Raw genomic sequence first — 26935 nt, forward strand, 5'->3', positions numbered from 1 at the left:
TCACATCTCCAAGGAGGGCAGGATGTCGGTTGAAATCGAGGCATTGAGCGCGCCGGAAGCGATGAGGTCGCTCGCAGCCTTCAAGTCGTTCGCCATATAGCGGTCCTCTTCCAGCGCGGGCACAGCGGCGCGGATCGAAGCAATGGCAAGGGTCAGTTCGGGGCTGGTCGTCAGCGGCGCGCGCAGCTCGACGCCCTGGGCGGCGGTCAGCGCTTCGATGCCGATGATGGCGAAGAGGTTTTCGGTCATCTCCAGCAGGCGACGGGCACCATGGCAGGCCATGGAGACGTGGTCTTCCTGGTTCGCCGAGGTCGGCGTCGAGTCGACCGAGGCCGGATGCGACATCTGCTTGTTTTCGGACATCAGCGCAGCCGAGGTCACTTCGGCGATCATCAGGCCGGAGTTCAGGCCCGGCTTCTTCGCCAGGAACGCCGGCAGGCCGTAGCTGAGCGCGGGATCGACAAGTAGCGCTATGCGGCGCTGCGCGATCGCGCCGATTTCGCAAACCGCAATCGCGATCTGGTCGGCGGCGAAGGCGACTGGCTCGGCATGGAAATTGCCGCCGGAAACGACGGAATTGTCCGAAAGCACGAGCGGATTGTCGGTGACGGCGTTGGCTTCGATTTCGAGCGTGCGGCCGACGGAACGCAGCAGATCAAGGCAGGCGCCATCCACCTGCGGCTGGCAGCGGATGCAATAGGGGTCCTGCACACGCTCGTCGCCTTCGATATGGCTTTCGCGGATCACTGAGCCGGCCAGCAGACCGCGAAGGGCAGCGGCGGTATCGATCTGGCCCTTATGGCCGCGCAGCGTATGAATGTCCGGATGGAACGGGGCGGAAGAGCCCATGGCCGCATCCGTCGACATGGCGCCGGTGATGAGAGCTGCCTGGGCGGCGCGATGGGCGCGGAAGAGGCCGGCAAGCGCGAGACCGGTCGAGACCTGCGTGCCGTTGATCAGCGCCAGGCCCTCCTTGGCGGCGAGCACGACCGGCTTTAAGCCGGCCTTCTCCAGCGCGACCGCGCCCGAGAGCTGTTCGCCGGCGTAAAATGCCTCGCCATGACCCATCATGACAGCGGTCATATGGGCGAGCGGCGCCAGATCGCCGGAAGCGCCGACAGAACCCTTTTCGGGGATGACGGGCACGACGCCCTTTTCAAGCATGCCTTCGATCAGCCGTACCAGCTCCAGCCGCACGCCAGATGCGCCGCGGCCGAGCGAAATGAGCTTCAGCGACATGATGAGGCGAACGACGTTCTCAGGGAGCGGCTGGCCGACGCCGCAGCAATGCGAGAGGATGAGATTGCGCTGAAGAGTCGCGACATCGGCGCTGTCGATCTTGATCGACGCCAGTTTGCCAAAGCCGGTATTGATACCATAGACCGGCGCGTTGCCGGCAGCGATCTCCGCGATGCGGGCGGCGGCCTTGGCAATGCCGGCATCGAAGGACGCATCGAGCTTCGCCGCCTCACCGCTCCAATAGATCGTCGCCAGCTGCTGCAGCGAGACGGAACCCGGATGGAGAACGACAGTCATCGGTTGAACCTCTTTCCCTTGAAGACATGTGCATGGAGCGGATTGAAGCCGATGCGGTAGACAAGCTCCGCCAGGCTTTCGACATCCCAGATGGCAAAATCGGCCGACTTGCCGGCTTCAAGCGTTCCCGTCTCCGACAGAAGACCAAGGGCGCGCGCGCCTTCGCGGGTGGCGCCGGCAATGCATTCCTCCACCGTCAGGCGGAAAAGGGTGGCAGCCATATTCATGGTCAGAAGCAGCGACGTCAGAGGCGAAGTGCCCGGATTGGAGTCCGTGGCGATGGCGATCGACACGCCCGCATCCCGCAACGCCTGAACCGGCGGCTTCTGCTTCTCGTTGATGGCATAGAAGGCGCCGGGCAGAAGTACGGCAACCGTTCCAGCCGCCGCCATCGCCTTTACGCCATCCTCGTCGAGATATTCGACATGATCGGCTGACAGAGCGCCGTAGGAGGCGGCGAACTTGGCACCACCGAGATTGGAAAGCTGCTCCGCATGCAGCTTCACCGGAATACCGAGCGACTTGGCAAGATCGAAGACGCGGGCGATTTCCGCCGTCGAAAAGGCAATCCCCTCGCAGAACCCGTCGACGGCATCGACAAGACCTTCGGCATGCGCCTGCTTCAAGCCGGGCAGCACGACATCAGTAATATAGTCGCCGTTGCGGCCCTTATACTCCACCGGGGTCGCGTGCGCGCCGAGATAGGAGGTGACGACGCGAACCGGGCGGACCGTCTCCAGCTTGCGCGCGGCCCGCAGCATCTTCAGTTCGGATTCAATGTTGAGGCCGTAGCCCGACTTCACTTCGATCGTCGTTACGCCTTCGGCAAGCAGCGTGTCGAGGCGCGGCAAGGCAGCAGCAACAAGCTCGTCCACCGATAGCGCGCGCGTCGCGTTGACGGAGGAAACGATGCCGCCGCCGGCACGGGCGATTTCTTCGTAGCTCGCACCTTCGAGCCGCATCTCGAATTCGCGGGCGCGATTGCCGCCATAGACGATATGTGTGTGGCAATCGACGAGGCCGGGGGTCACCCAGCGTCCCTCAAGATCGATGATTTCAGCGCCTGATGTTTCAGGCAGATCGGCTTCATGGCCAGCAAAGACGATACGGCCGCCCTTGGTCAGGATCGCGCCCTTCTCGATCGTGCCGAGCCGGGCCTCGCCCTCTTTCAAGGTCGCAAGGCGAGCATTGCGCCAGACGCGGCCTGCCGCGTCGCCTTTCTCGCCATCTTCGGAAAAATTATTCCCACCCATCAGCTTTACGCCTTTCCTCGTTGGCTTATAATGTATATACATAATCGAAAGGCTGACAAGAGGGATTTTGGACTCCGCGTCCGAAAGGAAAGGGTGAGACCATGACGAGACTTCATGCACGCACGGCTTTGCTTGCTGACGGATGGCACGAGAATGTGCGATTGACCCTCCAAGACGGCCGCATCGCCGAGATCGCGACCGATGTCGCTCCCGAAGACGTTGATGACAGGCAGAATGTTCTGGTTCCGGCGATGCCGAACCTGCACAGCCATGCCTTCCAGCGCGCCATGGCCGGCCTTGCCGAAGTCCGCGGCCCGGCCAACGACAGCTTCTGGAGCTGGCGCACCGTCATGTACAAATTCGCCCTGTCGATGACCCCGGATCATGTCGAGGCCGTCGCCGCGCAGCTCTATATGGAGATGCTGGAAGCCGGCTTCTCTCGCGTCGGCGAATTCCACTACCTGCACCATGACAAGGACGGCAGCCATTATGCCAATATCGCCGAACTGGCCGAGCGCATCGGCGCCGCCAGCACTGAGACCGGCATCGCCTTGACACTGCTTCCCGTCTTCTACGCCCATTCCAGCTTCGGCGGCGCCGCTCCCATCGAGGGCCAACGCCGCTTCATCAATTCGATCGAGAGCTTCGAGGCGCTGATGGCCGGCTGCCGTATGGTTACCAGCCGCCTTCCCGGCGCCGAACTCGGCATCGCGCCGCACAGCCTGCGGGCCGTGACACCGGAAGAGCTGGCCAAACTCGTGCCGATCGCCGGCGACGGACCGATCCATATCCACGTCGCCGAGCAGGTGAAAGAAGTGGAGGACTGCATCGCCTGGTCGGGTGCCCGCCCGGTGCAATGGCTGCTCGACAATGCTCCTATGAACGAGCGCTGGTGCCTGATCCACGCCACGCACATGACCGAGGATGAAACCCGCCGCACGGCAAGGAGCGGCGCAATCGCCGGCCTTTGCCCGATCACCGAGGCCAATCTCGGCGATGGCGTTTTCGCAGCGCCGCTTTTCCTGGAAGAAGGTGGCCGCTACGGCGTCGGCTCGGATTCCAATATTCTGATCTCCGTGTCTGAGGAGTTGCGGCAGCTCGAATATTCGCAGCGCCTGGCGCTGCGTGCCCGCAACGTCATCGCCACGACCGGCGGCTCCACCGCCCGCATGCTGTTCGACGGCGCGCTGGCGGGCGGTGGCGCGGCTCTTAAGGCACCGGCCGGCCTTGCCGTCGGCAATCATGCCGACATCGTTTCGCTCGATGTGAGTGCAGTGCCTTATCTCTCCGGCGATCGCCTTCTCGATCACTGGACTTTTGCCGGTGGCGTCAAGGTCGATGGCGTCTGGGCGCTGGGCCGCAAGCAGGTCGAAGGCGGCCGCCATCGAAAGAGAGAGGAAATTTCGGCGCGATTCCGCCGGGCTATGGCCGAGCTGATCGCTTAAAAACCGCTTTTCCTCCCCTAGATTGGCCCCTAAATAACCTGCGGGAGATCCCATGTCTCACACGGAACAGACGGACGGTATGACCACAGGCAAAGAGGCGACCCTCCATCAGCGCATTCTCAGCGATATCGAGGGCCGGATCGTCTCCGGCGCCTGGCCTCCGGGGCATCGCATTCCATTCGAGATGGACCTGGCAGAGCAGTATGACTGCTCGCGCATGACGGTAAACAAGGTACTGACCCAGCTTGCGCGCGCCGGCCTGATCGAGCGGCGAAAGCGCTCGGGCAGCTTCGTCACCCATCCACAGGCGCAATCCGCCGTGCTTGAGATTCACGACATCAAGTCCGAGGTCCTATCGCTCAATCTGCCCTATTCACACCGGCTGATAAAGCTTGCCGAACGACGCGGGCGGCCGGAGGACGCGCGCAGGCTGCAGTTCGTCGGCTCCATACCGGTGATGGAGATCACCTGCATCCACTATGCCGGTCCGCGCCCCTTCTGCCTGGAAAATCGCGTCATCAATCTCGACGCGGTACCGGAAGCGGCGAAGGCAGACTTCGAGACATTGCCGCCAGGCCCCTGGCTGCTCAACCAGGTGCCGTGGAGTACCGCCGAACATCAGATCCGCGCCATATCGGCCGAAAGCGACGCTGCCGCCAACCTCGATATCCAAAAAGGGACGGCGTGCCTCGTCGTCGAACGGCGCACCTGGAGCGCCGCCGGCCCGATTACCCACGTTCGCCTCACCTATCCCGGTGATCGCCATAGCCTCGTGGCGCGCTTTACACCGGCAAGCTGACAGTTGCCCGCCCCGATTAAGGACGCTGCGGCGACTCTGTGGGCGGCGGAATAAGGCTGTCGGATTGACGGACAGGCGGAGCGGGATCGACCAGCAGGATACTCAGCGCAATCAGAACCAGTGCCAGAATCAGCAGGATTCCGATCAGAAGCGGACGAATCGCGGTCATTTCGTTCTCCAATCTCCCCAGCCCAGCGCCAAGCGCGATAGGGAATTCGAGATAACCAGCGCAGTCTAACGGTAAACGTTAAGCAATGCTTGATGTTCTGCGAAAAAATGAGCCTTTTCCCGGAATTTCTGCCCACGCCGGACGAGACGGCAATCTCACGCTTGTTTGAATGGTGAGTGATGGAAGCGGCGCATAGGATCGCGATGTAGATGGCTTCGAAACCATTCCACGGCCTCCGTCGACCAATTTCAACCTTCGTATCAAGCACGACCGGCGCATCGCCCGGCCGATATCTCAAGGGGGACCCCGCCCATGGATCGCAAACGTCTGATCGCGGCTGCGCTGACGCTCTCCGTCGCCATGTTCGCCACGCTGCAAAGTGCCGATGCCGCCGAGCGTGTAAGGGTGCGCGGCACCGTAGAAAGCCTCGATGGCGATACGCTCAAGGTCAAATCCCGCGATGGCAAGGATGTGACCGTTGCGCTGAAGTCCGGCTGGAACGTCGGTGGCGTCGTCAAGGCCGCGGTCAGCGATATCAAGCCCGGCGATTTCGTCGGCATCGCCTCGCAGCCGACCGACAGCGGTATCAATGGCGCGATCGAAGTCGTCATCTTCCCGGCCTCGATGAAGGGAACGGGCGAAGGCGACCGCCCCTGGGATTCCAAGCCGAACAGCTCGATGACCAACGCCACGGTCGCCAATGCCGTGACCTCGGTCAACGGCCCGACATTGACGCTCACCTACAAGGGCGGCGAACGCAAGATCAAGATCCCGGACGGCACGCCCGTCGTGACGCTGACGTCAGCAACGAAAGCCGATCTGAAGCCCGGCGCCGGCGTCTTCATCACAGGCGAGCAAACCGGCGAGACCGCAGTCTCCGCCGACAGGGTTGCCGTCGGCCTCAACGGCACCGTGCCGCCGATGTGATGGATTGGCGACGGCGAGTACGCAACCGCCTAAACCGCATCGACGAATATACGATCCGAATTCTGAATATTCCGGCTGAGGACGAACATCAGCAACGCCTCATCGCGACGTCGGTAAGCCGTCTCCGCAGGCGGAAAATGCAAAGCCGATTGAAATATAGCCTATTGCATAATTCTTATATCGGTCGTATTTGTTTAGTAGCATCATAGCCTGATCCTCCCGGAGCCCTATATGACGCAAGTTCAAGAAGCTGCAGCACAGCGGCATGCATGGCGGTTTGCCAGCCGCGATGAAGACGATCGTCCGAGCCTTCCCGAAGTCAATGCCACCGTCAGGGTTCCTCATGGCGGCAGCTGGATTCGCCGCCTGATGGCTTTCGTCGGTCCAGGTTATATGATTTCCGTCGGCTACATGGACCCCGGCAACTGGGCGACCGATCTCGCCGGCGGCGCGCAGTTCGGCTATACGCTTCTCACCGTCATCATGCTGTCGAACCTGATGGCGATCCTTTTGCAGGCGCTCTCGGCGAGATTAGGCATAGCCACCGGCCGCGATCTCGCACAGGCCTGTCGCGATCACTATCCGCGGCCGGTCAATCTGGCACTGTGGTTTGCCTGCGAACTCGCCATCATCGCCTGCGATCTCGCCGAGGTGATCGGCACGGCGATCGCATTACAGCTGCTTTTCGGAATTCCGTTGATCGGCGGCGCACTGATCACCGCGCTGGACGCCTTTCTATTGCTGCTGCTGATGAGCAAGGGTTTCCGTTATCTCGAAGCTTTCGTCATCGCGCTGCTGATCGTCATCGCCACCTGTTTCGCCATCCAGATCGTCGCGGCCGCACCGCCGGTGGCAGCGATCCTCCAAGGTTTCATTCCCTCGCCGGAAATCGTCACCAATCACGAGATGCTCTATATCGCCATGGGCATCATCGGCGCGACGGTCATGCCGCATAATCTCTATCTGCACTCCTCCATCGTACAGACCCGCGCCTACAAGCGCACCGAAGAAGGTCGCCGCGATGCGATCAAATGGGCAACGATCGACAGCACGGTCGCCCTCATGCTGGCGCTCTTCGTCAATGCCGCGATCCTGATCGTCGCAGCAGCCGCCTTCCATACCAGCGGCCATTCCGACGTCGCCGAGATCGGCCAGGCCTACGAGCTGTTGTCGCCGCTGCTCGGCCTCGGCATCGCTTCCACGTTATTTGCCGTCGCGCTGCTCGCCTCCGGTCTCAACTCCACCGTCACGGCGACGCTTGCCGGCCAGATCGTGATGGAAGGCTTTCTCAGGCTGAGGATTCCGCATTGGGCAAGACGGCTTTTGACACGCGGCCTCGCAATTATTCCGGTTGTGTTCGTGACCGCTATCTATGGTGAAAAAGGTACTGCAAACCTGCTCGTTCTCAGCCAGGTCGTTCTCTCCATGCAACTGCCTTTTGCCGTCATTCCATTGGTCCAATTTGTGACAAATCGCGAGAAAATGGGCAGTTTCGTCATATCGAGAAGCGTCGCAGTTCTCTCGTGGATCGTTGCCGCGATCATCCTGGCGCTGAACTTCAAACTGCTCTACGACACCATCTTCGGTTGACGAATCATCAAGAACGCGCAAATCTCGCCCCTGTGGACGATCACGGCAATTAACTGACTCGTAATATTTGCCTAGATTTCGCCATGATTTGCCCTAGTTTGGGCCCACCGCAATCTGCAGGGTTCCTCACTTCATGGCCGAAAGTCCATTGCGCGTTCAATTTCCTGCAGAGGCCGCCATCCAGGCGCGGCCGCATCATGATTTTCACATTCCATTCCTGCCGCGCTCCGCGCATTTTCGCCATCTGATCGTCATCGGCCTTGCCGGCACCGCATCCTTCGGCCTGCTCGCAACTGTGCTCTATCCCTTGCTGGCCCGTAGCACGATCGAGCGCGCAACGCCGGTGCGCAACGCTCAGCTCGCGCGCTCTCAGCCAGCCATGCGTAAAGCCGGCCGGCTGGCCGCAAAACAGCGTTTCGATGGCGCCCGTTTTGCGCAGGTGGCGGAAAAACTATCCAGCGGCGAAACCCGCATCTTCACCTATCATCGCACGACGCTGGTCTTCAAATCCGACGAAGCTGCTCTGGCGCGCGCAAGCGCCATCAATGCCTCCTATGGCGCAGAGCGCGCCGACAGCGAGCTATTTTCGCCCCCGTCGCTTTCGGATATCCGCCATGGCATCTATCCGCAGACAACTCATTATGATGCCGTGCGCCGCTCTCGTTTTCCGGTTCGCGGCGTGCCGCTGAACGTCAGCGTATCGCGCGCGACGACCGGCGAAACCGGCCGCGAGTTCCACAGGCTCGTCTCCATGCCGAAGGACAAGCAGGATCTTCAGGATATCCTGGCGTCTGCGGGCCTCGGCAACGACGCCGGCGACGAGCTGCAGCGCGCGCTGGAAACCGACACGGTCTCCCCTGGCGACAGCCTGGAACTGCTGCTTGAGAAAAAAGGACCTAGTGCCCGCCCGAAGCTGATCATGGCGCGCCTCAGCGGCGACAAGACGCCGGAGCGCGTCGTTGCCCGCGACGATGCCAACGGCTTCGTTCCGATGGCCAATGACAGGCTCTTTTCCACCCTCTACAGCGAAAGCCAGGCCGACGCTCCGTCTTCGACGGAGGTTGCCGCGGTCGATCTGAAAGGTGTCGACGAGAGCGATGAGCGGGCAGTCAGCGACAAGCTCGAAAGAGCCGGCCTGACCAAGGAATATGCCTCGCAGCTCATCAAGCTTGCCAAAGCCAAGGGGATTTCTCTCACTAGCATCGACGACGCTCCCGACAGCATCGATCTGCTCTTCCGCAAGGCGGACGACGGCCGCAGCGAGCTGATGTTCATCGAATTCCACGCCGATGGCGACACTCATCGCTTCTATCTGCACAAAAACAACGGCGAAGGCCCTTCGGAATTCTACGACGAGCGCGGCCGTTCGATTGCCAAAGTGCTCGTGCATCGGCCCGTGCCGAACGGCACGCTCGGCGATGGTTTTGCCTGGCGGATCCACCCGATCCTGGGTGTGAAGAAATTCCACAATGGAGTCGATTTCCGCGCACCGATGGGCAGCCCCATCCAGGCCGGCGGCGACGGTGTCGTCGAGAAGATTTCCTGGGAAACCGGCTACGGCAAATATGTCCGCATCCGCCACGATGGCGGTTACGAAACCACCTATGCCCATATTTCGGCAACGCCGCCGGATTTGCGCGTCGGCCAGCGCGTCACCCAGGGCCAGACCATCGCCTATGTCGGCTCGACGGGCTACTCCACCGGCCCGCATCTCTATTACGAGCTGCGCGTCAACGGCCGTTACGAAAACCCGCTGACTGCGCAATTGCCCGCTGGCACCAATCTGACGGGCAAGTCACTCGACAGCCTGCGTTCTCAGGTCAATCATGTCGAGAACATCATGAGCTACCTCGACGTTCCGCCCGCCCACGGGACTGCGCCCACCGCCTTCGCCAACTTCGAGCAAGGGCCGAATTCAGGGTCAAACGTGGGGCCAAGCTTCGGACCGAACCATTTCGGCGAACCCTCTCCTTAAACAGGCTAAAAAGCCGGCGCAGACGACTCCTTTCGATTCCGTCGGTCGGCAATAGCGCCTTGATGCCGAATACGGTAACAATCGTCCGGTACTTCGCCATGGAGAAGATGCTGCCGCGCACTATTTTTACCGCAGGGCCGGATATCGTCACGTGGCAATCCGTAAGGAGCAGACATTGGCGCGCAAGCCATTGCCGGAACCGAAGAATATCGCGCCAAGCGAAAGCAGGCGTCTGCGTGCCGATGCGCGGCGCAACCATGACAAGCTGATAGAAGTAGCAGCACAAGCCTTCGCCAGCCACGGCACCGTCGCCTCCCTGGAAGACATAGCTCGCCGCGCGGATGTCGGGATCGGTACGCTCTATCGCCATTTTCCGAGCCGGGAACATCTGGTCGAAGCGGTTTATCGTCACGAGGTCGAAGCGCTGTGCGATGCGGCGGAAGAGCTCTCGCGCGAGCGTGCACCGGATGAAGCTCTGGAAGAGTGGATGAACCGCTTCGTCGGCTATATCGCCACGAAAAGGGGGATGGCCGATAGCCTGCGCATCCTTCTCAACAGCAACTCCAAGCTCTTTGCCGACAGCTACGGCCAGGTGCCGGTCGTGCTCTCGGGCCTGATTGATCGCGCGGTCGCCGCCGGTACGATCCGTACCGATGTCGACAGTACCGACGTGCTGCAGGCGTTGTCCGGTACTTATTCCATGCCCAATTCACCGGAGTGGTACGACCGGTCCCGCCGCCTCGTGCGTCTGCTGATGGATGGCCTGCGCTGGGGTGCCCCGAAAATGCGAATGTCGCAAAAGATCTGACAATCGGCAGGATGCTTCCTATATGCATTTGAACTGAGATCGTCAGGCGAGTTTGGTTCTGCCGCAGCTTCGTGCATGGCCCCTCACCCCAACCCTCTCCCCGCATCGCGGGGAGAGGGGGCTTTACGGTGATTAAGGCGCTTCCGCCCCAACAGAACAAGTGTGTTGTTTTGCTTGATCGTCCCCTCTCCCCGCCTGCGGGGAGAGGGCTAGGGTGAGGGGCAAACCACATAAGCTGCAGCAGAATCGAACTCATCTGACATTCACCAAAGCTGAGGAGAGCAGGAATGTCCGAAAGAGCAGTCAAGATCCCCGGTCCGGATCATCCGATCACGATCGAGGACAAGCAGGCCCATGTCATCGTCTCCGTCGCCGGCAAGGTGATTGCCGATACGCATGAGGCGTTGTCGCTCAAGGAAGCCTCCTATCCGGCCGTCATCTATATCCCGCGCAAGGATGTCGATATGTCGTTGCTGGAAAGGACCAGCCACGAAACCTATTGCCCCTACAAGGGCGAATGCTCCTATTACAGCATCCCGACCGGCGGCGAGCGCTCGATGAATGCCATCTGGACTTATGAAAATCCCTATGCGTCCGTCAGCCGGATCAAGAACTACATGGCCTTCTATCCGGATCGCGTCGATTCGATCGATGTGAACGCTTAAAGAGCAAGGCCGCTCGCGGCATCGAAGACGTAGACCTGCTCCGGGCTCACCGAGACATTCAGCGGCTGCCCATAGCGCACCGGCGCCTCGCCATCGACGACGGCCGTCACCTGCTCTCCGGCAAGGTCGAAGAGCACATGCGTCTGCGCGCCGGTGGGCTCGACGAGCAGCGTCTGCCCGGTGAGCGGCGAACCGCCGCTGGCAAGGCTCAGATGCTCGGGCCTCAGACCAACCTTCACGCTCTGGCCCGCCTTCACCTTGCGCTCCCCGGCAATGCGGATCGGCGTGCTGTCCTTCAGCCGCACGGCTGGCGCGCCTTCGAGGCCCTCGACCACGCCGTCGAGGAAATTCATGGCCGGCGAGCCGATAAAGCCGGCGACGAAGAGATTGGCCGGCTTGCGATAAAGCTCGATCGGCGTGCCCTGCTGCTCGATCCGGCCCTGGTTCAGCACCACGATGCGGTCGGCCAGCGTCATCGCTTCGATCTGGTCATGGGTGACGTAGATCGACGTGGTCTGCACCTTCTGATGCAGCGCCTTGATCTCGGACCGCATCTGCACGCGCAGCTTCGCATCGAGGTTGGAAAGCGGCTCATCGAACAGAAAGACGGCCGGGTTGCGCACGATGGCGCGGCCCATGGCGACGCGCTGGCGCTGGCCGCCGGAAAGCTGTGCCGGCTTGCGGTCTAGCAGCTTGGTAAGATCGAGCATGCGCGCGGCCTCGTTGACCCGTTGTTCGATGACCGGCTTGGTCTCGCCCGAGAGCTTCAGGTTGAAGCCCATATTCTCGGCGACCGTCATATGCGGGTAGAGCGCATAGGACTGGAAGACCATGGCGATGTTGCGCTCGCGCGGCGTCATGGCGTTGACCACCTGCCCGCCGATCGACACGTCGCCGTCGGTAATCTCTTCCAGCCCGGCGATCATCCGCAGCAGCGTGGACTTGCCGCAGCCGGAGGGACCGACGAGCGCGATGAACTCGCCATCCTCGATCGACAGCGAGATATCGTGGATGACGGTCAGCGCCCCATAGGCCTTGTGGATGTTGTGCAGTTCGACGGATGCCATGTTGTTTGTGCTCCGATGAGAGCAATTCCAGGAAAAGTGCGTAGCGGTTTTCCGTCCGGAATTGCAAAAGACAAAGAGATGGAGCGGCTCAGCGTTTCCGTGAAAGCTGAGCCGCTCCAGGCTCAGGATTTCACGGCGCCGGCGGTAAGGCCGGCTATGATGTGCTTCTGCGCCAGGAAGAAGACGATGACGGTGGGCAGGATGGTCAGCGTGATAAAAGCGAGGACCAGCTCCCATTCCGTGCCGAATTCGCCGCTATAGACCATCATGCCGAGCGGCCAGGGATAGATCGAATCCGAGTTCAGCATGATCAGCGGCAGGATGTAGCTGTTCCAGCTGCCGACGAAGGAGATGATGCTGACCGTCGCGATGATCGGCCGCGAAAGCGGCAGCGAGATATGCCAGAAGAAGCGGATATAGCCGCAACCATCGACAAAGGCCGCCTGGAACAATTCTTCCGGAAGGTTTCGAAAATAGTTCCGGAAGAGCAGAATGCTCATACCGAGACCGAAAGCCACCTGCGGCAGCACCACGCCCCAATAGGTATTGAGCAGGCCAAGATCGCGGATACGGATGAAGAGCGGCAGGATGGCGGTCGCGGCTGGGAACATCAGGCCGATGAGGAAATAGTTCAGCAGGAAGTTCGAGCCAAAAAATTTCACATGGGCGAAGGCAAAGGCCGCCATGGCCGAGACCGACAGCGTCAGGAACACGGTGAGCACGGCGATGATCAGGGAATTCATCATCTGTCGCCAGTAGCGGTCGCCGAAGAGGATGCCGGTATAGTTCTCGAAGTGCCACTCGGCCGGCAGGCCGAAGGGATTGGTGCGGAGATCGCCGAGAGTCTTGAAGCCGCCGAGCGCGGTCGTCAAAAGCGGGATCAGCACGATCGCGGCAATGATGGTCAGCGACACATAGAGATAGATCTTCGTGCCGGTGGTCAGTCGAACGGATGAGGCCAGATCAGTCATTGCGCATAAATATCCGTTTGTAGCCGAAGGCGAGGGTGACGCAGATCACGAACAGCACGACGCCGACGGCGCTGCCGAGGCCGACCTGCATGCGGGTGACGCCGAAATTGTAGAGGAAGGTCACCATCGTCTGGGTCGAGTTGAACGGGCCGCCGCCGGTGAGCGGCATGATCATGTCGAAGAGCTGCAGCGACCCCACCACGGCGAAGAAGACGGAAAGACGCAGCGTCGAGCCTAAGAGCGGCAGCGTCACGTAGCGGAACTTCTGCCAGCCGGTGGCGCCGTCGATCTCGGCTGCCTCGAGCACGCTCTTGTCGAGGGACTGCATGCCGGCGATGAACAGCATCATGTGGAAGCCGAAATATTTCCAGACGATCACGCCGAGCACGGCGTACATCGCCAGGTCCTTGTCGGCGAGCACATAGGGCGTCGGCGTGCCGAGGAAATGCGCGATCGCGGCGAACAGGCCGTAATCTCCGTCATAGACGAAGCGCCAGATCAGGCCGGCGGCCACTTCGGCCAGCACATAAGGCAGGAAGAAGATCAGCCGGAAGAGCACGACGCCGCGAATGCGGTGCGCCAGCATCGTCGCGAGCCAAATGGCCAGCGGCACCTGGATCGCAATCGACACGACGATGATCAAAGCATTGTTCTTCAGCGACGTCAGGAAAGCGCCGTTCTTGAAAAGAACCTGGAAATTGCGCAGCCCCACGAACTCCGTCGGCAGACCATAGCCGTTCCAGCGATAGAGGCTGTACCAAGCCGCTTCCCCCATCGGCAGGATGACGAAAATGGTGAAAAGCAGCAGCGCCGGCGGCAGAAACAGCAGAATGACGGGGAGGCGGCCACGCGCAGCCGGCGATTTTCGCTTCGTTGCGGGTCTCGCTTTTGCGACGGAGGGCATGGCGGTCGTGGCGCTGACATCGGTCATGGGCGGTCTCGACAATTGCAATTCAAGGAAAAACCGGCGCCGGCACAAGGGAGAGGCCGGCGCCGGATGGCACTAGAGCTGGTCCTGCTCGAAAGCGTCCTGGACCTGCTGCGCGCCATCCTTCGGCGTGATCTGGCCGGAGACGATGCCGACAGCCACATCGTTGACGACGCGGCCGACCGAGGGGCCGAGATCCTGGTCGAAGAAGTTCTGATGCCAGGTCGAATGCGCCAGCTGGTCGGCGGCCTCGTGCATCAGCGGACCCTTGACGCCGTCTTCGGCGCCGACGGCGACCGGGATGATCATGCCGGCCTGCGCCATGGTACGCTCGTTTTCAGCATTTGTGAGATAGGCGAGGAAATCCAACGCCTCGGGTGGGGCCTTCTTGGTGACGGCCCAGCCGTTCAGGCCCCCGAGCGTATCGGTGGCAAGACCTGCCCCGCCGGTCACGGCCGGGAAAGCGAAGCGGCCGATATTGTCAGCCGCTAGTCCCTTGCCGTCGCCGGAATTGGTGCGCTGGTTGGCGACCGTATTTTCGAAGCCGAGGATCATGGCAGCCTTGCCATCGCCGAAGACACCGAGCGCCTGCGGCCAGGTGGTGCCGAGATAGCCGGGCTGGAAGGGCTCGAGCTTGCCGAGCTCGGCAAGCTGCTCGCCGGCCTTGATGATCGCCGGATCGTTGAAACCATTACCCTTGCCATTCTTGGCGTCGTTGAAGACCTGCTGACCGCCGTCGCGCATCACCAGATAGCTCCAGTAGAAATGGATCGGCCATTTCTCGCCGCCACCGCCGGCGATCGGCGCAATGCCAGCAGCCTTGATCTTCTTGACCGCGGCCAGATAATCATCCCAGGTCTTGATGGCGCCGGCATCGACGCCTGCCTTGGCGAACAAGGCCTTGTTATAGAAGAAGGAAACCGTGCCGAGCTTATAGGGTACGGCGCTGATCTTGTTATCGAAGGTCAGGCCCTTGACGGCTGCCTGATTGTAGCTCTTCAGCCAGGCGCCGTCCTTGGCGTTCATCGCCGCGGTCAGGTCCAGCAGCGTGCCTGTCGCCTGCTGCTGCTTGAGCACCCCGCCGCCCCAGCTGAAGAAGAAATCGGGAGCGTCCTTCGACTGCAGGAGGGTCGGCAGCTTCGCCTTGAAGGCTTCATTGGCCAAGAACTGCATCTCGATCTTCGTGCCGGGATGCTTGGCCTCATATTGATCCGCGATCTTGCGCCAGACCGCGACATAGTTCGGATCGGTTTCCAGATGCAGCCATTTGACGACGGTGTCGGCGGCAGCGCCCGTTGCACCGGCGAGAATTGCCAGTCCGGTCGTCGCGGCAACAGCAGCAATGCGAAGGGCTTTGGCCCCACGTAGATGGATCATGATTTTCTCCTCCCAAGGGAACCAAGAGCCTCACTATTTTTTCCCTTATGCGGAATAATTCAACGGAGCTTTGTTAAAATGTCAACCGCCTTCGTCAAATTTTCGGCAGATTGCCCGCGAAATGGCTTGACATTAGGCAATGGCCATAGGTTATTTAATTCGCATTCCGTTAAAAATACCAGGCCGCAGCCGAGCGGGTCCGTCATTCGGCGTCAATCTCATGAAAACAGCAGACCCCGAGCTTATGCGGGCGATAAACCGCTTCAATGTGCTGGATACGATCCGGCGGGCGGGCTCCATCGCGCGTATCGAAATCAGCGACCGCACCCAGCTTTCGACGACGACAGTCTCGGCAATCACAGCCTCGCTGCTGGATGACGGGCTGATTCTGGCCCGCACGGAAGGCGACTTGCGCGAGGCGGCCAGCCGCGGCCGACCCCGCGTCATGCTGGAGCTCAATCCTGATGCCGCGCGCGTCGTCGGCGCGAAAATTGCCGCCAATCGCATGGTCTTCGTCGTGACGGACTTTTGCGGCGAGGTTCTTTCGACATTGACGCTGGCGCTGCGCGTCGATCGCCAACCGATCGGCGTCATCGCCGATCTCATCGAGGATGGCGTGCGCCGCTGCGTCGTCGATGCCAATCTCGCGCTGGACGAGATCGATTCCGTCTGCCTCGGCCTTCCCGGCGTCGTCGAGCACCGCACCGGCCATATCCGCACCAGCCCGATCTTCCGCGAGACGGGCGTCGATTTCGCCAAGGAAATGTCCGAGCGGCTGGGCGTGACCACCATCGTCGAAAGCGATGCGCATGCCATCACGCTCGCGCATCATTGGTTCGGCAGGGCGAGAGACCTCGACGACATGGTGCTGGTATCTCTGGAGCAGACGCTGGGGCTTGGCGTGCTGCATGGCGGCCAGCTCTTTCGCGGCGCCGGCGGCCTCAGCCACAATCTCGGCGACCTCGTTCTCGGCATGGGTCCACAGGGCATCATTCGTCTGGCAAGCCTTGCCGGCGAAAGCGCCATTCTCGGCGACCAACCGAGCGGCCGTTTTGCCGAAGCCATCCGCCTCGGCCGCGGAATGGCGCATGCCAAAACGCTGATCGATGCTGAAGACACGTCGCTGATCAGCGCGGCAATCCGTGCCGGCGAAGCCTGCGGCATGGCGCTCGCCAACATCGTCACGCTGTTTGCCCCGCCGCGCGTCATTCTTGTGGGATCAAGCCTGGCGCTCGGTCAGCCTTTCCTCGACAGCCTGCGGGAGGCCTATTCGCTGGCTATTCCGCCGTCGATCCGGGGCGTGACCGAACTCGTTTTCGATCAGTCGACCGACGAGACCTGGGCGCAGGGCGCCGCGGTCGTCGCACTGCGCGAACTCTACGAATCGCCCTGGGGAACAACGGGACCGGCACCGGCCCTTTGATTTCGCGGGACAGCACAGACAATTCATCTGGAGGAATCTTATGAACAAGGTCGGCATCGGCATCATCGGCTGCGGGAACATTTCCGGCGCCTATCTCACTGCCATGAAATCCTTTCCCATTCTCGACATCAAAGGTGTGGCCGACCTCAATCGCGAGCTCGCAGAGGCAAAGGCTGCTGAATTCGGCCTGAAGGCCGTCGATATCGCCACCCTTCTGGCGGACCCCTCGATCGAGATCATCGTCAACCTGACCATTCCGAAGGCGCATGTCGCCGTCGGCCTGCAGGCGCTCGAAGCCGGCAAACACACCTATTCGGAAAAGCCGCTCGGCATCAATTTCGCCGAGGGCAAGACGCTTGCGGATGCTGCTGCGGCCAAGGGTCTGCGTATCGGCGCTGCCCCCGATACCTTCCTCGGCGGCGGTCACCAGACGGCGCGCGCCATCATCGACGAGGGTGCGATCGGCATCCCGGTCGGCGGTACCGCTACCTTCATGTGCCCCGGCCATGAACGCTGGCATCCGAATCCGGCTTTCTATTACGAAGTCGGCGGCGGCCCGATGCTTGATATGGGACCCTATTACATCACCGATCTCGTCAACTTGCTCGGCCCTGTCTCGCAGGTTGCCGGCTTTGCCGTCACGCCGCGCAAGCAACGCATCATCACGAGCGAACCGCGCAATGGCGAGCACATCCCCGTGCATGTGCCGACGCATGTCGCCGGCGTCATGGCGTTTGTGAGTGGCGCGGTCGTCCAGATCGGCATGAGCTTCGATGTCGCCGGCCACAAGCATGTGCCGCTTGAAGTCTACGGCACCGAAGGCACGCTGATCGTGCCCGATCCGAATCGTTTCGGCGGCCCGGTGGAGTTTCTGAAGAAGGGCGGCGAATTTGCCGAGCGCGAGATCACCGCACCCTATGCCGACGGCAATTACCGCTCGCTCGGCGTCGCCGACATGGCGCATGCCATCCGCTCGAACCGGCCGCACCGCGCCAATGGCAGCCTGGCGCTGCATGTGCTCGAGGTCATGGAAGCCTTCCAGACGGCCTCCGACACCGGGCGCACGGTCGCCATCACGACGCAAACGGAGCGTCCGGCCCCTCTGTCCGAATCCCTGGTGGATGGGCAGATCGGCCGCTAACCAAGTAATTTCAGGAGGATTATCATGCGTGAAGCACTTATCGTCTGGGGCGGCTGGAGCGGCCACGAACCGCAGGAATGCGCCCATATCATCCGCGACATGCTGGAAGAGGACGGCTTCAAGGTCTATCTCGAAAACAGCACCGAGGCCTTTGCCGATCCCTCGATCCACGATCTCAGCCTGATCGTGCCGATCGTCACCATGTCGAAGATCGAGAAGGAAGAGGTGAAGAACCTCGCGGCCGCAATCGAAAGCGGCGTTGGCATAGCCGGCTATCATGGTGGCGCCGGCGATAGCTTCCGCGAAAGCGTCGAATATCAGTTCATCATCGGCGGCCAGTGGGTCGCCCATCCCGGTAACATCATCGACTACACGGTCAACATCACCAGGCCTGACGATCCGATCATGGAGGGGATCACCGATTTCCCCTACACGTCCGAGCAATATTACATGCATGTCGACCCGTCGAACGAGGTGCTGGCGACCACGACCTTCACCGGCGACCATGCCTACTGGATCGACGGCGTCGTCATGCCGGTCGCCTGGAAGCGCAAATACGGCAAGGGCCGCGTCTTCTATTCCTCGCTCGGCCACCAGGCCAAGGAATTCGACGTGCCGCAGATGAAGACCATCTTCCGCCGCGGCGCCAACTGGGCGGCGCGCTAAGGCACCTGCCTTTTCTGATTTATGAGCAAGGATTGCCCATAACCCCGGCCCTCTCCCCGCAAGCGGCAGGGCAATTGCATATGGGGCCTGCCAGCGCCGTCAGCTCCTTCTCCCCTCGGGAGAAGGTGGCCCGGAGGGTCGGATGAGAGCTTCGACGCACTCTCCATCCCCACCTTGCCACTCTGAACCGAACTGGTAGAATATTGCCGGCACGCCACAAGCTCTTGTGCTGCTTGCGCTTTTTGCTGCCATGGAGGATGGATGGATCAAGGCGCCATGGAAGCAACGAACACCTCGACCGTCAGCTACGGCATCGAACCAGGGTTGCGCTTCGCTTCCCTGCTCGACGGCCATGGCGGCTGCAGGCAGCAGCTCAATATGGATGAGGTCTGCGCCTGGAAGCCGGCCGAGGGCGTCATCTGGCTGCACCTCGAACGCGACCATCCCGCAACCGCCGACTGGATCGCCCATAAGAGCGGTCTCGATCCTTTTGTCATCGAAGCTCTGCTGGAGGAAGAATCCCGCCCGCGCGTCGAGCCGGTGGGCGACGGGCTGCTGATCATCCTGCGCGGCGTCTGCGCGACCTCGCCTGACGGCGCGACACAGAAACCAGCGGATATAGACCTGGTGCCCCTGCATCTTTGGATCGACGCGAACCGCATCATATCGCTGCGCGACAGCGGCCACTATATCACGGCACTACGCGATATCCGCCTGTCGTTGGAGAAGAAGAAGGGACCGCAGCGCTCCGGCGACCTGCTCGCCCTGATCGGCGACAAGTTGGTGCGCGATCTCGAACCGGTGCTCGACGCCATGGACGAAGAGGTGGACGAGCTCGACGAGCTCATCTTTCACGGCGAAGCCGGCCAGGTGCGCGAACGGCTGAAGCTGCTGCGCCGGCGCGCCGTGCAGCTTCGCCGCTATCTCGCCCCGCAGCGCGACGCGCTGAACCGCATCGAGCATGACGATGCGCCCTGGCTTGCCGAACGCGACAAGCTGCGCATGCGCGAGGTCATCGACAAGCTGATGCGTTACATCGAATATCTCGACGCCATCCGCGACCGCACCAGCATCCTGCATGACGACCTCTCGACCGTCATCAGCGAGCGCATCGCCCGCAACTCCAACCGCCTCGCCGCCCTTGCCGCTTTGCTCCTGCCGCCGAGCGTGGTGGCCGGGCTCTTCGGCATGAATGTCGGCGGCATTCCCGGCGTCAACGACACCTGGGCCTTCATCATCATCGTCGCCTTCGTCACGATCACCTCGATTGCGACGCTCTGGGTACTCAAACGTATCAACTGGCTTTAGGTCCGGCAATTTCGGCCACGCGCGGCGTAAAGACGACCCTTTCGAATAGTGGAAACGCCGCTCCCGCCGGCAATTCGCCTGACCGTCATGCGGATAAGGTGACGAAAAAGGACCGGAACCATCGGTTTATTTTTCGCGATCGACGCAAGGATTTCGGGCATTTCCAATCCCGATCAATCGCTTACCGATTTTACCCCCGTTCGCGGGAATATCGTCCTCAGACCCGGCTTTCAGCGGGCAATCGGGACTCGCCGAATTTTCGTTTGACATTCCTTTAGCTTCATTTATCGTCATTATAGTTTCGGTTTTAGCTTGAGGAGTAGAAACCGAAACAGGGGGAGAGATCATTGTCCAAAGCTCAAAACGACAGGATAGACGGCATCGATTGCGCCGCAGGCCGCAATCCTGTCGAGCAGACTTGCCGTATCCTTGCAGGACGAATGGGGCCTTCCGTTTTGCATGGTGCAAAGCCTATCGACGATGATTGTGTGCGGCGCGAATCGCTCGCATACGGCTCGCGGCAATTCGCGTCTGTGCGGCTATTTAATTCTTATCAATTTGTTGAAAACGCATGGCATTCTGCCCCTATGCCGATCTTGGCCGAAGGCATCGCTCGGTGATGCTGCCGATCGCTATTCAGTGGGCAAAAAACAGGCCTTGCGGCCAGCAGTCCGTCGCGGCCCCGGCATGCGACGTGTAGAAGGAGCCTATCGTGCTTGAACTTAGAAACGTATCGAAGTCGGTGGGCGGCGAGACGCATATCGCAGAAACGAACCTGACGCTGCAGCGCGGCACGCTGAATGTGCTGCTCGGGCCGACGCTTTCGGGCAAGACCTCGCTGATGCGGCTGATGGCCGGGCTCGACAAGCCGACCACGGGCACAATCCATGTCGATGGGAAGGATGTCACCGGCCTGCCGGTGCAGCGCCGCAACGTTGCCATGGTCTACCAGCAATTCATCAACTATCCCGCGATGACCGTCTACGACAATATCGCCTCGCCGATGCGGCTGAGCGGCAAAAGCGCGGCGTCCATTGACAAGGAAGTAAAAAAGGCAGCCGATCTTTTGCGGCTTGGTCCCTTCCTTGATCGCCTCCCCTTGAACCTTTCCGGCGGCCAGCAACAGCGTACGGCCCTTGCCCGCGCCATCGTCAAGAATGCTGGCCTCGTGCTGCTAGACGAGCCGCTCGCCAATCTCGACTACAAGCTGCGCGAGGAACTGCGCGCCGAATTGCCGAAGATCTTCGCTGAATCCGGCGCGATTTTCGTCTATGCGACCACCGAACCTTCCGAAGCGCTGCTTCTGGGAGGTAACACCGCGACCCTGGCAGAAGGCCGCATCACGCAATTCGGATCGACGATCGATGTCTTCCGCAATCCTCATGACTTGATTACCGCGACCACTTTTGCCGACCCGCCGCTGAACACGATGACGCTCGACAAGCGCGGCCGGGAATTCGTGCTCGACAGCAACATCCGCCTGCCTGTACCGAGAGGTTTGGAAGACCGGACGGACGGCCGCTACACGATCGCCTTCCAGCCGCATCATCTGGCACTTGCACCGCAAACGCCGGAAGCTGTCGCTGCGCCTGCCAGGGTCATGGTGACTGAGATCACCGGCTCGGAGAGCTTCATCCATATCGATTTTGCCGGCCAGCGCTGGGTAATGCTGACCCAGGGCGTGCAGGATATCGATGTCGACGATGCGATCGATGTCTATATCGACCCGCGCCACATCATGGTCTTCGACACCGATGGCGCCGCCGTCGCTCCCGCCCTGCAACAAGCCGCCTGAGGAGGGACTATGGCCCGCATCGATCTCGACCACATCCGGCACGCCTACAACGACCACCCCAAATCCGACGCCGACTATGCGCTGAAGGAAGTCAATCACAGCTGGGAAGACGGCAGCGCCTACGCTCTGCTCGGCCCTTCGGGCTGCGGCAAGACCACGCTTCTCAACATCGTTTCCGGTCTGGTGCAGGCTTCCGAAGGCCGCATCCTCTTCGACGGCAAGGACGTGACGCGACTGTCGACCCAGGAACGCAACATCGCCCAGGTCTTCCAGTTCCCGGTCGTCTACGACACGATGACCGTCTACGACAATCTCGCCTTCCCGCTGCGCAACCGGCATGTTCCGGAGGCCGAAGTGAAGCGCAAGGTCGATGAAATCATCGAGATGATCGGCCTTTCCGACAGCGCCCACCGCAAGGCGCGCGGCCTGACCGCCGATGCCAAGCAGAAGATCTCGCTCGGCCGCGGCCTCGTGCGCTCCGATGTCAACGCCATCCTCTTCGACGAGCCGCTGACCGTCATCGACCCGCATATGAAATGGGTGCTGCGCTCGCAGCTGAAGCAACTGCACCGCCGCTTCGGCTTCACCATGGTCTATGTCACCCACGACCAGACGGAAGCGCTGACCTTCGCCGACAAGGTGGTGGTCATGTATAATGGTGAAGTGGTGCAGATCGGCACGCCGAACGACCTGTTCGAGCGCCCACGCCATACCTTCGTCGGCTATTTCATCGGCTCGCCCGGCATGAATGTCATGCCCGTCGAAATCGAAGGCAGCAGCGCGCGTATCGGCAACCGTATGATCGCGCTGCCCGGCGCGCCTAAAGAGAAGCGGGCCGGCCGTTCCGAACTCGGCATCCGCCCCGAATTCGTCCGCATCGGCCGCGAAGGCATGCCCGCCACCGTCACCAAGGTCGAGGATCTCGGCCGCCGCAAGGTGGTCCGCGCCAAGCTCGACGGCCAGGATATCGTCGCCGTCATCGGCGAGGACCAGACGGTGCCGGCCGAGCCGCACATCGCCTTCGATCCGGCCGGCATCAATATCTACGCCGACTCCTGGCGCATCGAGATGGGAGCCTGACGATGGAGAAGACCTGGAACAACAAGGCCTGGTTCATGCTCATTCCGGTTCTGCTGCTGGTCGGCTTTTCCGCCGTCATTCCACTGATGACGGTCGTGAACTATTCGGTGCAGGACACGTTCGGAAACAATCAATTCTTCTGGGCGGGCACGCAATGGTTTGAAGAGATCCTCCATTCGGGGCGTTTCTGGGATTCGATGATCCGCAACCTGATCTTCTCCTTCGTCATCCTGGCGATCGAGGTGCCGCTCGGCATCTTCATCGCGCTTAACATGCCGAAGAAGGGCATCGGCGTTCCCGTCTGCCTCGTGCTGATGGCCCTGCCGCTGCTGATCCCCTGGAACGTCGTCGGCACGATCTGGCAGGTCTTCGGCCGCAGCGATATTGGCTTGATGGGCTATGTGCTGGTCAATCTCGGTATCGATTACAACTATGTCTCCGATCCGGCAGACGCCTGGGCAACGATCATCATCATGGACGTCTGGCATTGGACAAGTCTCGTCGTGCTGCTCTGCTATGCCGGCCTCGCCTCCATTCCCGACGCCTTCTACCAGGCCGCCAAGATCGACGGCGCCTCGCGCTGGTCCGTCTTCCGCTATATCCAGCTGCCGAAGATGAACCGCGTCCTGCTGATCGCCGTGCTGCTGCGCTTCATGGATAGCTTCATGATCTATACCGAACCCTTCGTCGTGACAGGCGGCGGCCCCGGCAACTCCACCACCTTCCTGTCGATCGACCTCGTGAAGATGGCGCTCGGCCAGTTCGACCTCGGCCCGGCCGCAGCCATGTCGCTGGTCTACTTCCTGATCGTGCTGCTGCTGTCCTGGGTCTTCTACACCGTCATGACCAATTACGATGCGGGAGCAAGCCGATGAGCGGCAAACCCCTTACCACCACGGCCGATGGCGCCGCGATGCACAAGATGGCCGCCTCCGATGCCGCCGCAAATGCGACTGTTGCGACGGGCACGCAGGTTGCCCGCCGTCACGGCGAAAAAGGCCGATGGTCCTGGCTTGTGCCGACGCTCTACATCGTCTTCCTGCTGCTGCCGATCTATTGGCTCGTCAATATGAGCTTCAAGACCAATGAGGAAATCATTGGCGGCCTGACCCTCTATCCGCACCAGCCGACGCTGCGCAATTATGCGATCATCTTCACGGATCCATCCTGGTACAAGGGCTATATCAACTCCATCACCTATGTCGTCATGAACATGGTGATTTCGGTCTCCTGCGCGCTTCCCGCGGCCTACGCCTTCTCGCGCTATCGTTTCCTGGGCGACAAGCATGTCTTCTTCTGGCTGCTGACGAACAGAATGGCGCCGCCGGCGGTCTTCGCGCTCCCCTTCTTCCAGCTCTATTCGGCCTTCGGCCTGATCGATACTCATATCGCCGTGGCGCTGGCGCACTGCCTGTTCAATGTGCCGCTGGCGGTCTGGATCCTCGAAGGCTTCATGTCCGGCGTGCCGAAGGAAATCGACGAAACCGCTTATATCGACGGCTATTCATTCCCGCGCTTCTTCATCAAGATCTTCGTTCCCCTGATCGCAAGCGGCATCGGCGTCGCAGCTTTCTTCTGCTTCATGTTCTCCTGGGTGGAGCTGCTGATCGCCCGCACCTTGACGACGACCGACGCCAAGCCGATCGCCGCCATCATGACGCGCACGGTCTCGGCTGCCGGCATGGACTGGGGCCTGCTTGCCGCCGCCGGCGTGCTGACGCTGATCCCCGGCGCGCTCGTTATCTATTTCGTTCGAAACTACATCGCCAAGGGCTTCGCGCTCGGCCGCGTCTGAAGGAAAACCGCCATGAATACAGACTTTTCCTGGATGGCCTGGACCCTGCCGACGGCGCTCTTTTTCGCGACGATCCTGCTTTTGCTGATCGGCATGGCGGTCTGGGAGTATTTTTCGCCGGGCGGCAATCCGCGCCTCGGCATCCTGCGCTTCGAAACGACGCGCGGCGACCGGCTGTTCATTTCGCTGCTCGGCGCCGCCTTCATCCATCTCGCCTGGCTGGGCCTGGGAGGCCCCAGCCTCTGGTGGGCTCTTGCTCTTTCCGTGGTCTACGCCGCCGGCGTCTTCCGTCTGGTCTGACGCGGAAATTCAACCCGTTACCGCCCCGTTGCCCATCCGGTCATACGGAGCAGTAAGGCAAATCGATACAGATGGCCGGAAATCCGGCTGGCTGACAATGCACTCGCAACCTGTAGGGAGGAATATATGCGACGGCATCTCTTGACGACAACGGCAGTTGCCTTGCTGGCTTTGGCCGGCACAGCCAACGCCGGCATGAACGAAGCCAAGACATTCCTGGACAAGGAGATCGGCGATCTCTCGACGCTCTCGCGCGCCGACCAGGAAAAGGAAATGCAATGGTTCGTCGATGCGGCCAAGCCTTTCCAGGGCATGGAAATCAAGGTCGTGTCGGAAACCCTGACGACGCATCAGTATGAATCGCAGGTTCTCGCGCCGGCCTTCACCGCCATAACAGGCATCAAGGTCACCCACGACGTCATCCAGGAAGGCGACGTCGTTGAAAAAATCCAGACGCAGATGCAGACCGGCCAGAACCTCTATGACGGCTGGGTCAACGATTCCGACCTGATCGGCACGCATTGGCGCTACAAGCAGGTGCGCAACCTGACCGACTGGATGGCTGGCGAGGGCAAGGACGTCACCAATCCGGGCATCGATATCGCCGATTTCATCGGCACCAGCTTTACGACTGCTCCGGACAAGAAGCTTTATCAGCTTCCCGACCAGCAGTTCGCCAACCTCTACTGGTTCCGTTACGATTGGTTCAACGACCCGAAGAACAAGGCCGATTTCAAGGCCAAGTACGGCTACGAGCTCGGTGTGCCGGTCAACTGGTCGGCCTATGAGGATATCGCCCAGTTCTTCACCGGTCGCGATGTCGGCGGCAAGAAGGTCTTCGGCCATATGGACTATGGCAAGAAGGACCCGTCGCTCGGCTGGCGCTTCACCGATGCCTGGCTGTCCATGGCCGGCAACGGCGACAAGGGCCTGCCGAACGGCCTGCCGGTCGATGAATGGGGCATCAAGGTCGATGCCAACTCGCGTCCTGTCGGCTCCTGCGTCGCGCGTGGCGGCGATACCAACGGACCGGCCGCCGTCTACTCGATCCAGAAATATCTCGATTGGTTGAAGGCCTATGCTCCGGCGGAAGCACAGGGCATGACCTTCTCGGAATCCGGCCCGGTTCCGTCGCAGGGCAATATCGCCCAGCAGATCTTCTGGTACACGGCCTTCACCGCCGATATGGTCAAGCCCGGCCTGCCGGTCATGAATTCGGACGGCACGCCGAAGTGGCGCATGGCACCGTCTCCGCATGGCGTCTATTGGAAGGACGGCATGAAGCTCGGCTACCAGGATGTCGGTTCCTGGACGCTGATGAAATCGACTCCTGTCGATCGCGCCAAGGCCGCATGGCTCTATGCGCAGTTCGTCACCTCGAAGACGGTGGACGTGAAGAAGAGCCATGTCGGCCTCACCTTCATCCGCGAATCCACCATCCGCGACAAGAGCTTCACCAAGCGTGCGCCGGAACTCGGCGGCCTCATCGAGTTCTATCGCTCGCCGGCCCGCGTGCAATGGTCGCCGACCGGCACCAACGTTCCTGACTATCCGAAGCTCGCGCAGCTCTGGTGGCAGGCGATCGGCGATGCCGCATCCGGTGCCAAGGATGCGCAAGGAGCGATGGATGCGCTCTGCGCCGATCAGGAAAAGGTGATGCAGCGCATCGAACGCGCAGGCGTTCAGGGCGATATCGGCCCGAAGCTCGCCGAAGAGCACGATCTCGCCTACTGGAACGCCGATGCCGTCAAGAACGGTCATCTCGCTCCACAGCTGAAGGTCGCCAGCGAAAAGGAAAAGCCGGTCACCGTCAACTACGACGAGCTGGTCAAGAGCTGGGCCGACGCGAAGAAATAAGTCGGGTACATTACGCGAAATGGGTGCCGGGGCTCGAAAGAGCTCCGGCATTTTTCGTCG

Annotated in this window: 25 protein-coding genes; 18 read left to right on the forward strand and 7 right to left on the reverse strand. The window is 61.1% G+C overall.

Annotated features, from left to right (window positions below; all coding sequences use genetic code 11):
• Both hutH and hutI read right to left on the reverse strand, forming a co-directional pair.
• Positions 1-1536: a histidine ammonia-lyase gene (gene hutH, locus RTCIAT899_RS17510; protein WP_015341565.1), complete on the reverse strand. Its 1536-nt coding sequence runs from the start codon at positions 1534-1536 to the stop codon at positions 1-3.
• A complete protein-coding gene (gene hutI, locus RTCIAT899_RS17515; RefSeq protein WP_015341566.1) occupies positions 1533-2789 on the reverse strand; it encodes an imidazolonepropionase in 1257 nt (418 codons plus the stop codon). The genes hutH and hutI overlap by 4 nt, the downstream gene beginning before the upstream one ends.
• 101 nt (positions 2790-2890) lie before the next feature.
• Between hutI and RTCIAT899_RS17520 the strand changes: the two genes are divergently transcribed.
• Together RTCIAT899_RS17520 and hutC are read left to right on the forward strand one after the other, a co-directional pair.
• Positions 2891-4234 (forward strand): formimidoylglutamate deiminase, encoded by a 1344-nt coding sequence (locus RTCIAT899_RS17520; protein WP_015341567.1) that lies wholly within the window; start codon positions 2891-2893, stop codon positions 4232-4234.
• A gap of 79 nt (positions 4235-4313) precedes the next feature.
• Positions 4314-5033 carry a histidine utilization repressor gene (hutC, locus tag RTCIAT899_RS17525; RefSeq protein WP_041678008.1) on the forward strand — a complete coding sequence of 240 codons (720 nt, stop codon included), beginning with the start codon at positions 4314-4316 and terminating at the stop codon, positions 5031-5033.
• A 16-nt stretch (positions 5034-5049) separates the two neighbouring features.
• On the opposite strand, the gene RTCIAT899_RS33810 is transcribed toward hutC, so the two are convergent.
• Positions 5050-5202, reverse strand: coding sequence for a hypothetical protein (locus tag RTCIAT899_RS33810; protein ID WP_165915281.1), 153 nt, complete (start codon positions 5200-5202; stop codon positions 5050-5052).
• Between the two features lie 312 nt (positions 5203-5514).
• On the opposite strand from RTCIAT899_RS33810, the gene RTCIAT899_RS17530 reads away from it, so the two are divergent.
• The 5 genes from RTCIAT899_RS17530 (at position 5515) to RTCIAT899_RS17550 (ending at position 11167) form a co-directional block, all read left to right on the forward strand.
• A complete protein-coding gene (locus RTCIAT899_RS17530; protein WP_015341569.1) occupies positions 5515-6129 on the forward strand; it encodes a single stranded DNA-binding domain-containing protein in 615 nt (204 codons plus the stop codon).
• 231 nt (positions 6130-6360) lie between these two features.
• Positions 6361-7719, forward strand: a complete 1359-nt coding sequence (locus RTCIAT899_RS17535; protein WP_015341570.1) for an Nramp family divalent metal transporter — start codon at positions 6361-6363, stop codon at positions 7717-7719.
• A 133-nt stretch (positions 7720-7852) separates the two neighbouring features.
• Positions 7853-9694 (forward strand): M23 family metallopeptidase, encoded by a 1842-nt coding sequence (locus RTCIAT899_RS17540; RefSeq protein WP_015341571.1) that lies wholly within the window; start codon positions 7853-7855, stop codon positions 9692-9694.
• A 151-nt stretch (positions 9695-9845) separates the two neighbouring features.
• On the forward strand, positions 9846-10502 hold the full coding sequence (locus RTCIAT899_RS17545; protein WP_015341572.1) for a TetR/AcrR family transcriptional regulator: 657 nt from the start codon (positions 9846-9848) through the stop codon (positions 10500-10502).
• 287 nt (positions 10503-10789) lie between these two features.
• Complete coding sequence (locus RTCIAT899_RS17550) at positions 10790-11167, forward strand: DUF427 domain-containing protein (RefSeq protein WP_015341573.1); 378 nt, start codon at positions 10790-10792, stop codon at positions 11165-11167.
• Here RTCIAT899_RS17550 and RTCIAT899_RS17555 read toward each other — a convergent pair.
• From RTCIAT899_RS17555 to RTCIAT899_RS17570, 4 genes are all read right to left on the reverse strand, one after another.
• Complete coding sequence (locus tag RTCIAT899_RS17555) at positions 11164-12234, reverse strand: ABC transporter ATP-binding protein (protein WP_015341574.1); 1071 nt, start codon at positions 12232-12234, stop codon at positions 11164-11166. The two genes, RTCIAT899_RS17550 and RTCIAT899_RS17555, sit on opposite strands and share 4 nt — an antisense overlap.
• A 122-nt stretch (positions 12235-12356) precedes the next feature.
• On the reverse strand, positions 12357-13205 hold the full coding sequence (locus RTCIAT899_RS17560) for a carbohydrate ABC transporter permease (RefSeq protein WP_015341575.1): 849 nt from the start codon (positions 13203-13205) through the stop codon (positions 12357-12359).
• A complete protein-coding gene (locus RTCIAT899_RS17565) occupies positions 13198-14136 on the reverse strand; it encodes a carbohydrate ABC transporter permease (protein ID WP_015341576.1) in 939 nt (312 codons plus the stop codon). Before RTCIAT899_RS17565 ends, RTCIAT899_RS17560 begins: the two co-directional genes overlap by 8 nt.
• Positions 14137-14208: 72 nt before the next feature.
• Complete coding sequence (locus RTCIAT899_RS17570; protein ID WP_015341577.1) at positions 14209-15510, reverse strand: ABC transporter substrate-binding protein; 1302 nt, start codon at positions 15508-15510, stop codon at positions 14209-14211.
• A gap of 220 nt (positions 15511-15730) precedes the next feature.
• Here RTCIAT899_RS17570 and RTCIAT899_RS17575 point away from each other — a divergent pair, with 220 nt between their 5' ends.
• The 11 genes from RTCIAT899_RS17575 (at position 15731) to RTCIAT899_RS17620 (ending at position 26875) form a co-directional block, all read left to right on the forward strand.
• Entirely contained in the window at positions 15731-16933 is a 1203-nt protein-coding gene (locus tag RTCIAT899_RS17575; RefSeq protein WP_041677718.1) for an ROK family transcriptional regulator, read from the forward strand.
• Positions 16934-16973: 40 nt separating this feature from the next.
• Positions 16974-18074, forward strand: a complete 1101-nt coding sequence (locus RTCIAT899_RS17580) for a Gfo/Idh/MocA family protein (protein ID WP_015341579.1) — start codon at positions 16974-16976, stop codon at positions 18072-18074.
• A gap of 24 nt (positions 18075-18098) precedes the next feature.
• Positions 18099-18740: a ThuA domain-containing protein gene (locus RTCIAT899_RS17585; protein ID WP_015341580.1), complete on the forward strand. Its 642-nt coding sequence runs from the start codon at positions 18099-18101 to the stop codon at positions 18738-18740.
• Positions 18741-19001: 261 nt separating this feature from the next.
• Positions 19002-20048: a zinc transporter ZntB gene (locus RTCIAT899_RS17590; RefSeq protein WP_015341581.1), complete on the forward strand. Its 1047-nt coding sequence runs from the start codon at positions 19002-19004 to the stop codon at positions 20046-20048.
• Between the two features lie 347 nt (positions 20049-20395).
• Positions 20396-20668 (forward strand): hypothetical protein, encoded by a 273-nt coding sequence (locus tag RTCIAT899_RS33110; RefSeq protein WP_135488234.1) that lies wholly within the window; start codon positions 20396-20398, stop codon positions 20666-20668.
• 92 nt (positions 20669-20760) lie between these two features.
• Positions 20761-21843 (forward strand): ABC transporter ATP-binding protein, encoded by a 1083-nt coding sequence (locus RTCIAT899_RS17595; RefSeq protein WP_015341583.1) that lies wholly within the window; start codon positions 20761-20763, stop codon positions 21841-21843.
• Positions 21844-21852: 9 nt separating this feature from the next.
• On the forward strand, positions 21853-22923 hold the full coding sequence (locus RTCIAT899_RS17600; protein WP_015341584.1) for an ABC transporter ATP-binding protein: 1071 nt from the start codon (positions 21853-21855) through the stop codon (positions 22921-22923).
• 2 nt (positions 22924-22925) lie between these two features.
• Complete coding sequence (locus RTCIAT899_RS17605; RefSeq protein ID WP_015341585.1) at positions 22926-23798, forward strand: carbohydrate ABC transporter permease; 873 nt, start codon at positions 22926-22928, stop codon at positions 23796-23798.
• A 47-nt stretch (positions 23799-23845) separates the two neighbouring features.
• Complete coding sequence (locus tag RTCIAT899_RS17610) at positions 23846-24718, forward strand: carbohydrate ABC transporter permease (RefSeq protein WP_085999204.1); 873 nt, start codon at positions 23846-23848, stop codon at positions 24716-24718.
• Positions 24719-24730: 12 nt separating this feature from the next.
• The gene (locus RTCIAT899_RS17615; protein WP_015341587.1) at positions 24731-25018 is read left to right on the forward strand and encodes a DUF2160 domain-containing protein; all 288 of its coding nucleotides are present in this window, start codon (positions 24731-24733) and stop codon (positions 25016-25018) included.
• A 126-nt stretch (positions 25019-25144) separates the two neighbouring features.
• On the forward strand, positions 25145-26875 hold the full coding sequence (locus tag RTCIAT899_RS17620) for an ABC transporter substrate-binding protein (RefSeq protein ID WP_015341588.1): 1731 nt from the start codon (positions 25145-25147) through the stop codon (positions 26873-26875).
• The last annotated feature ends 60 nt before the right edge of the window (positions 26876-26935 follow it).

It is taken from the genome of Rhizobium tropici CIAT 899 (assembly GCF_000330885.1).
Lineage (GTDB): Bacteria > Pseudomonadota > Alphaproteobacteria > Rhizobiales > Rhizobiaceae > Rhizobium > Rhizobium tropici.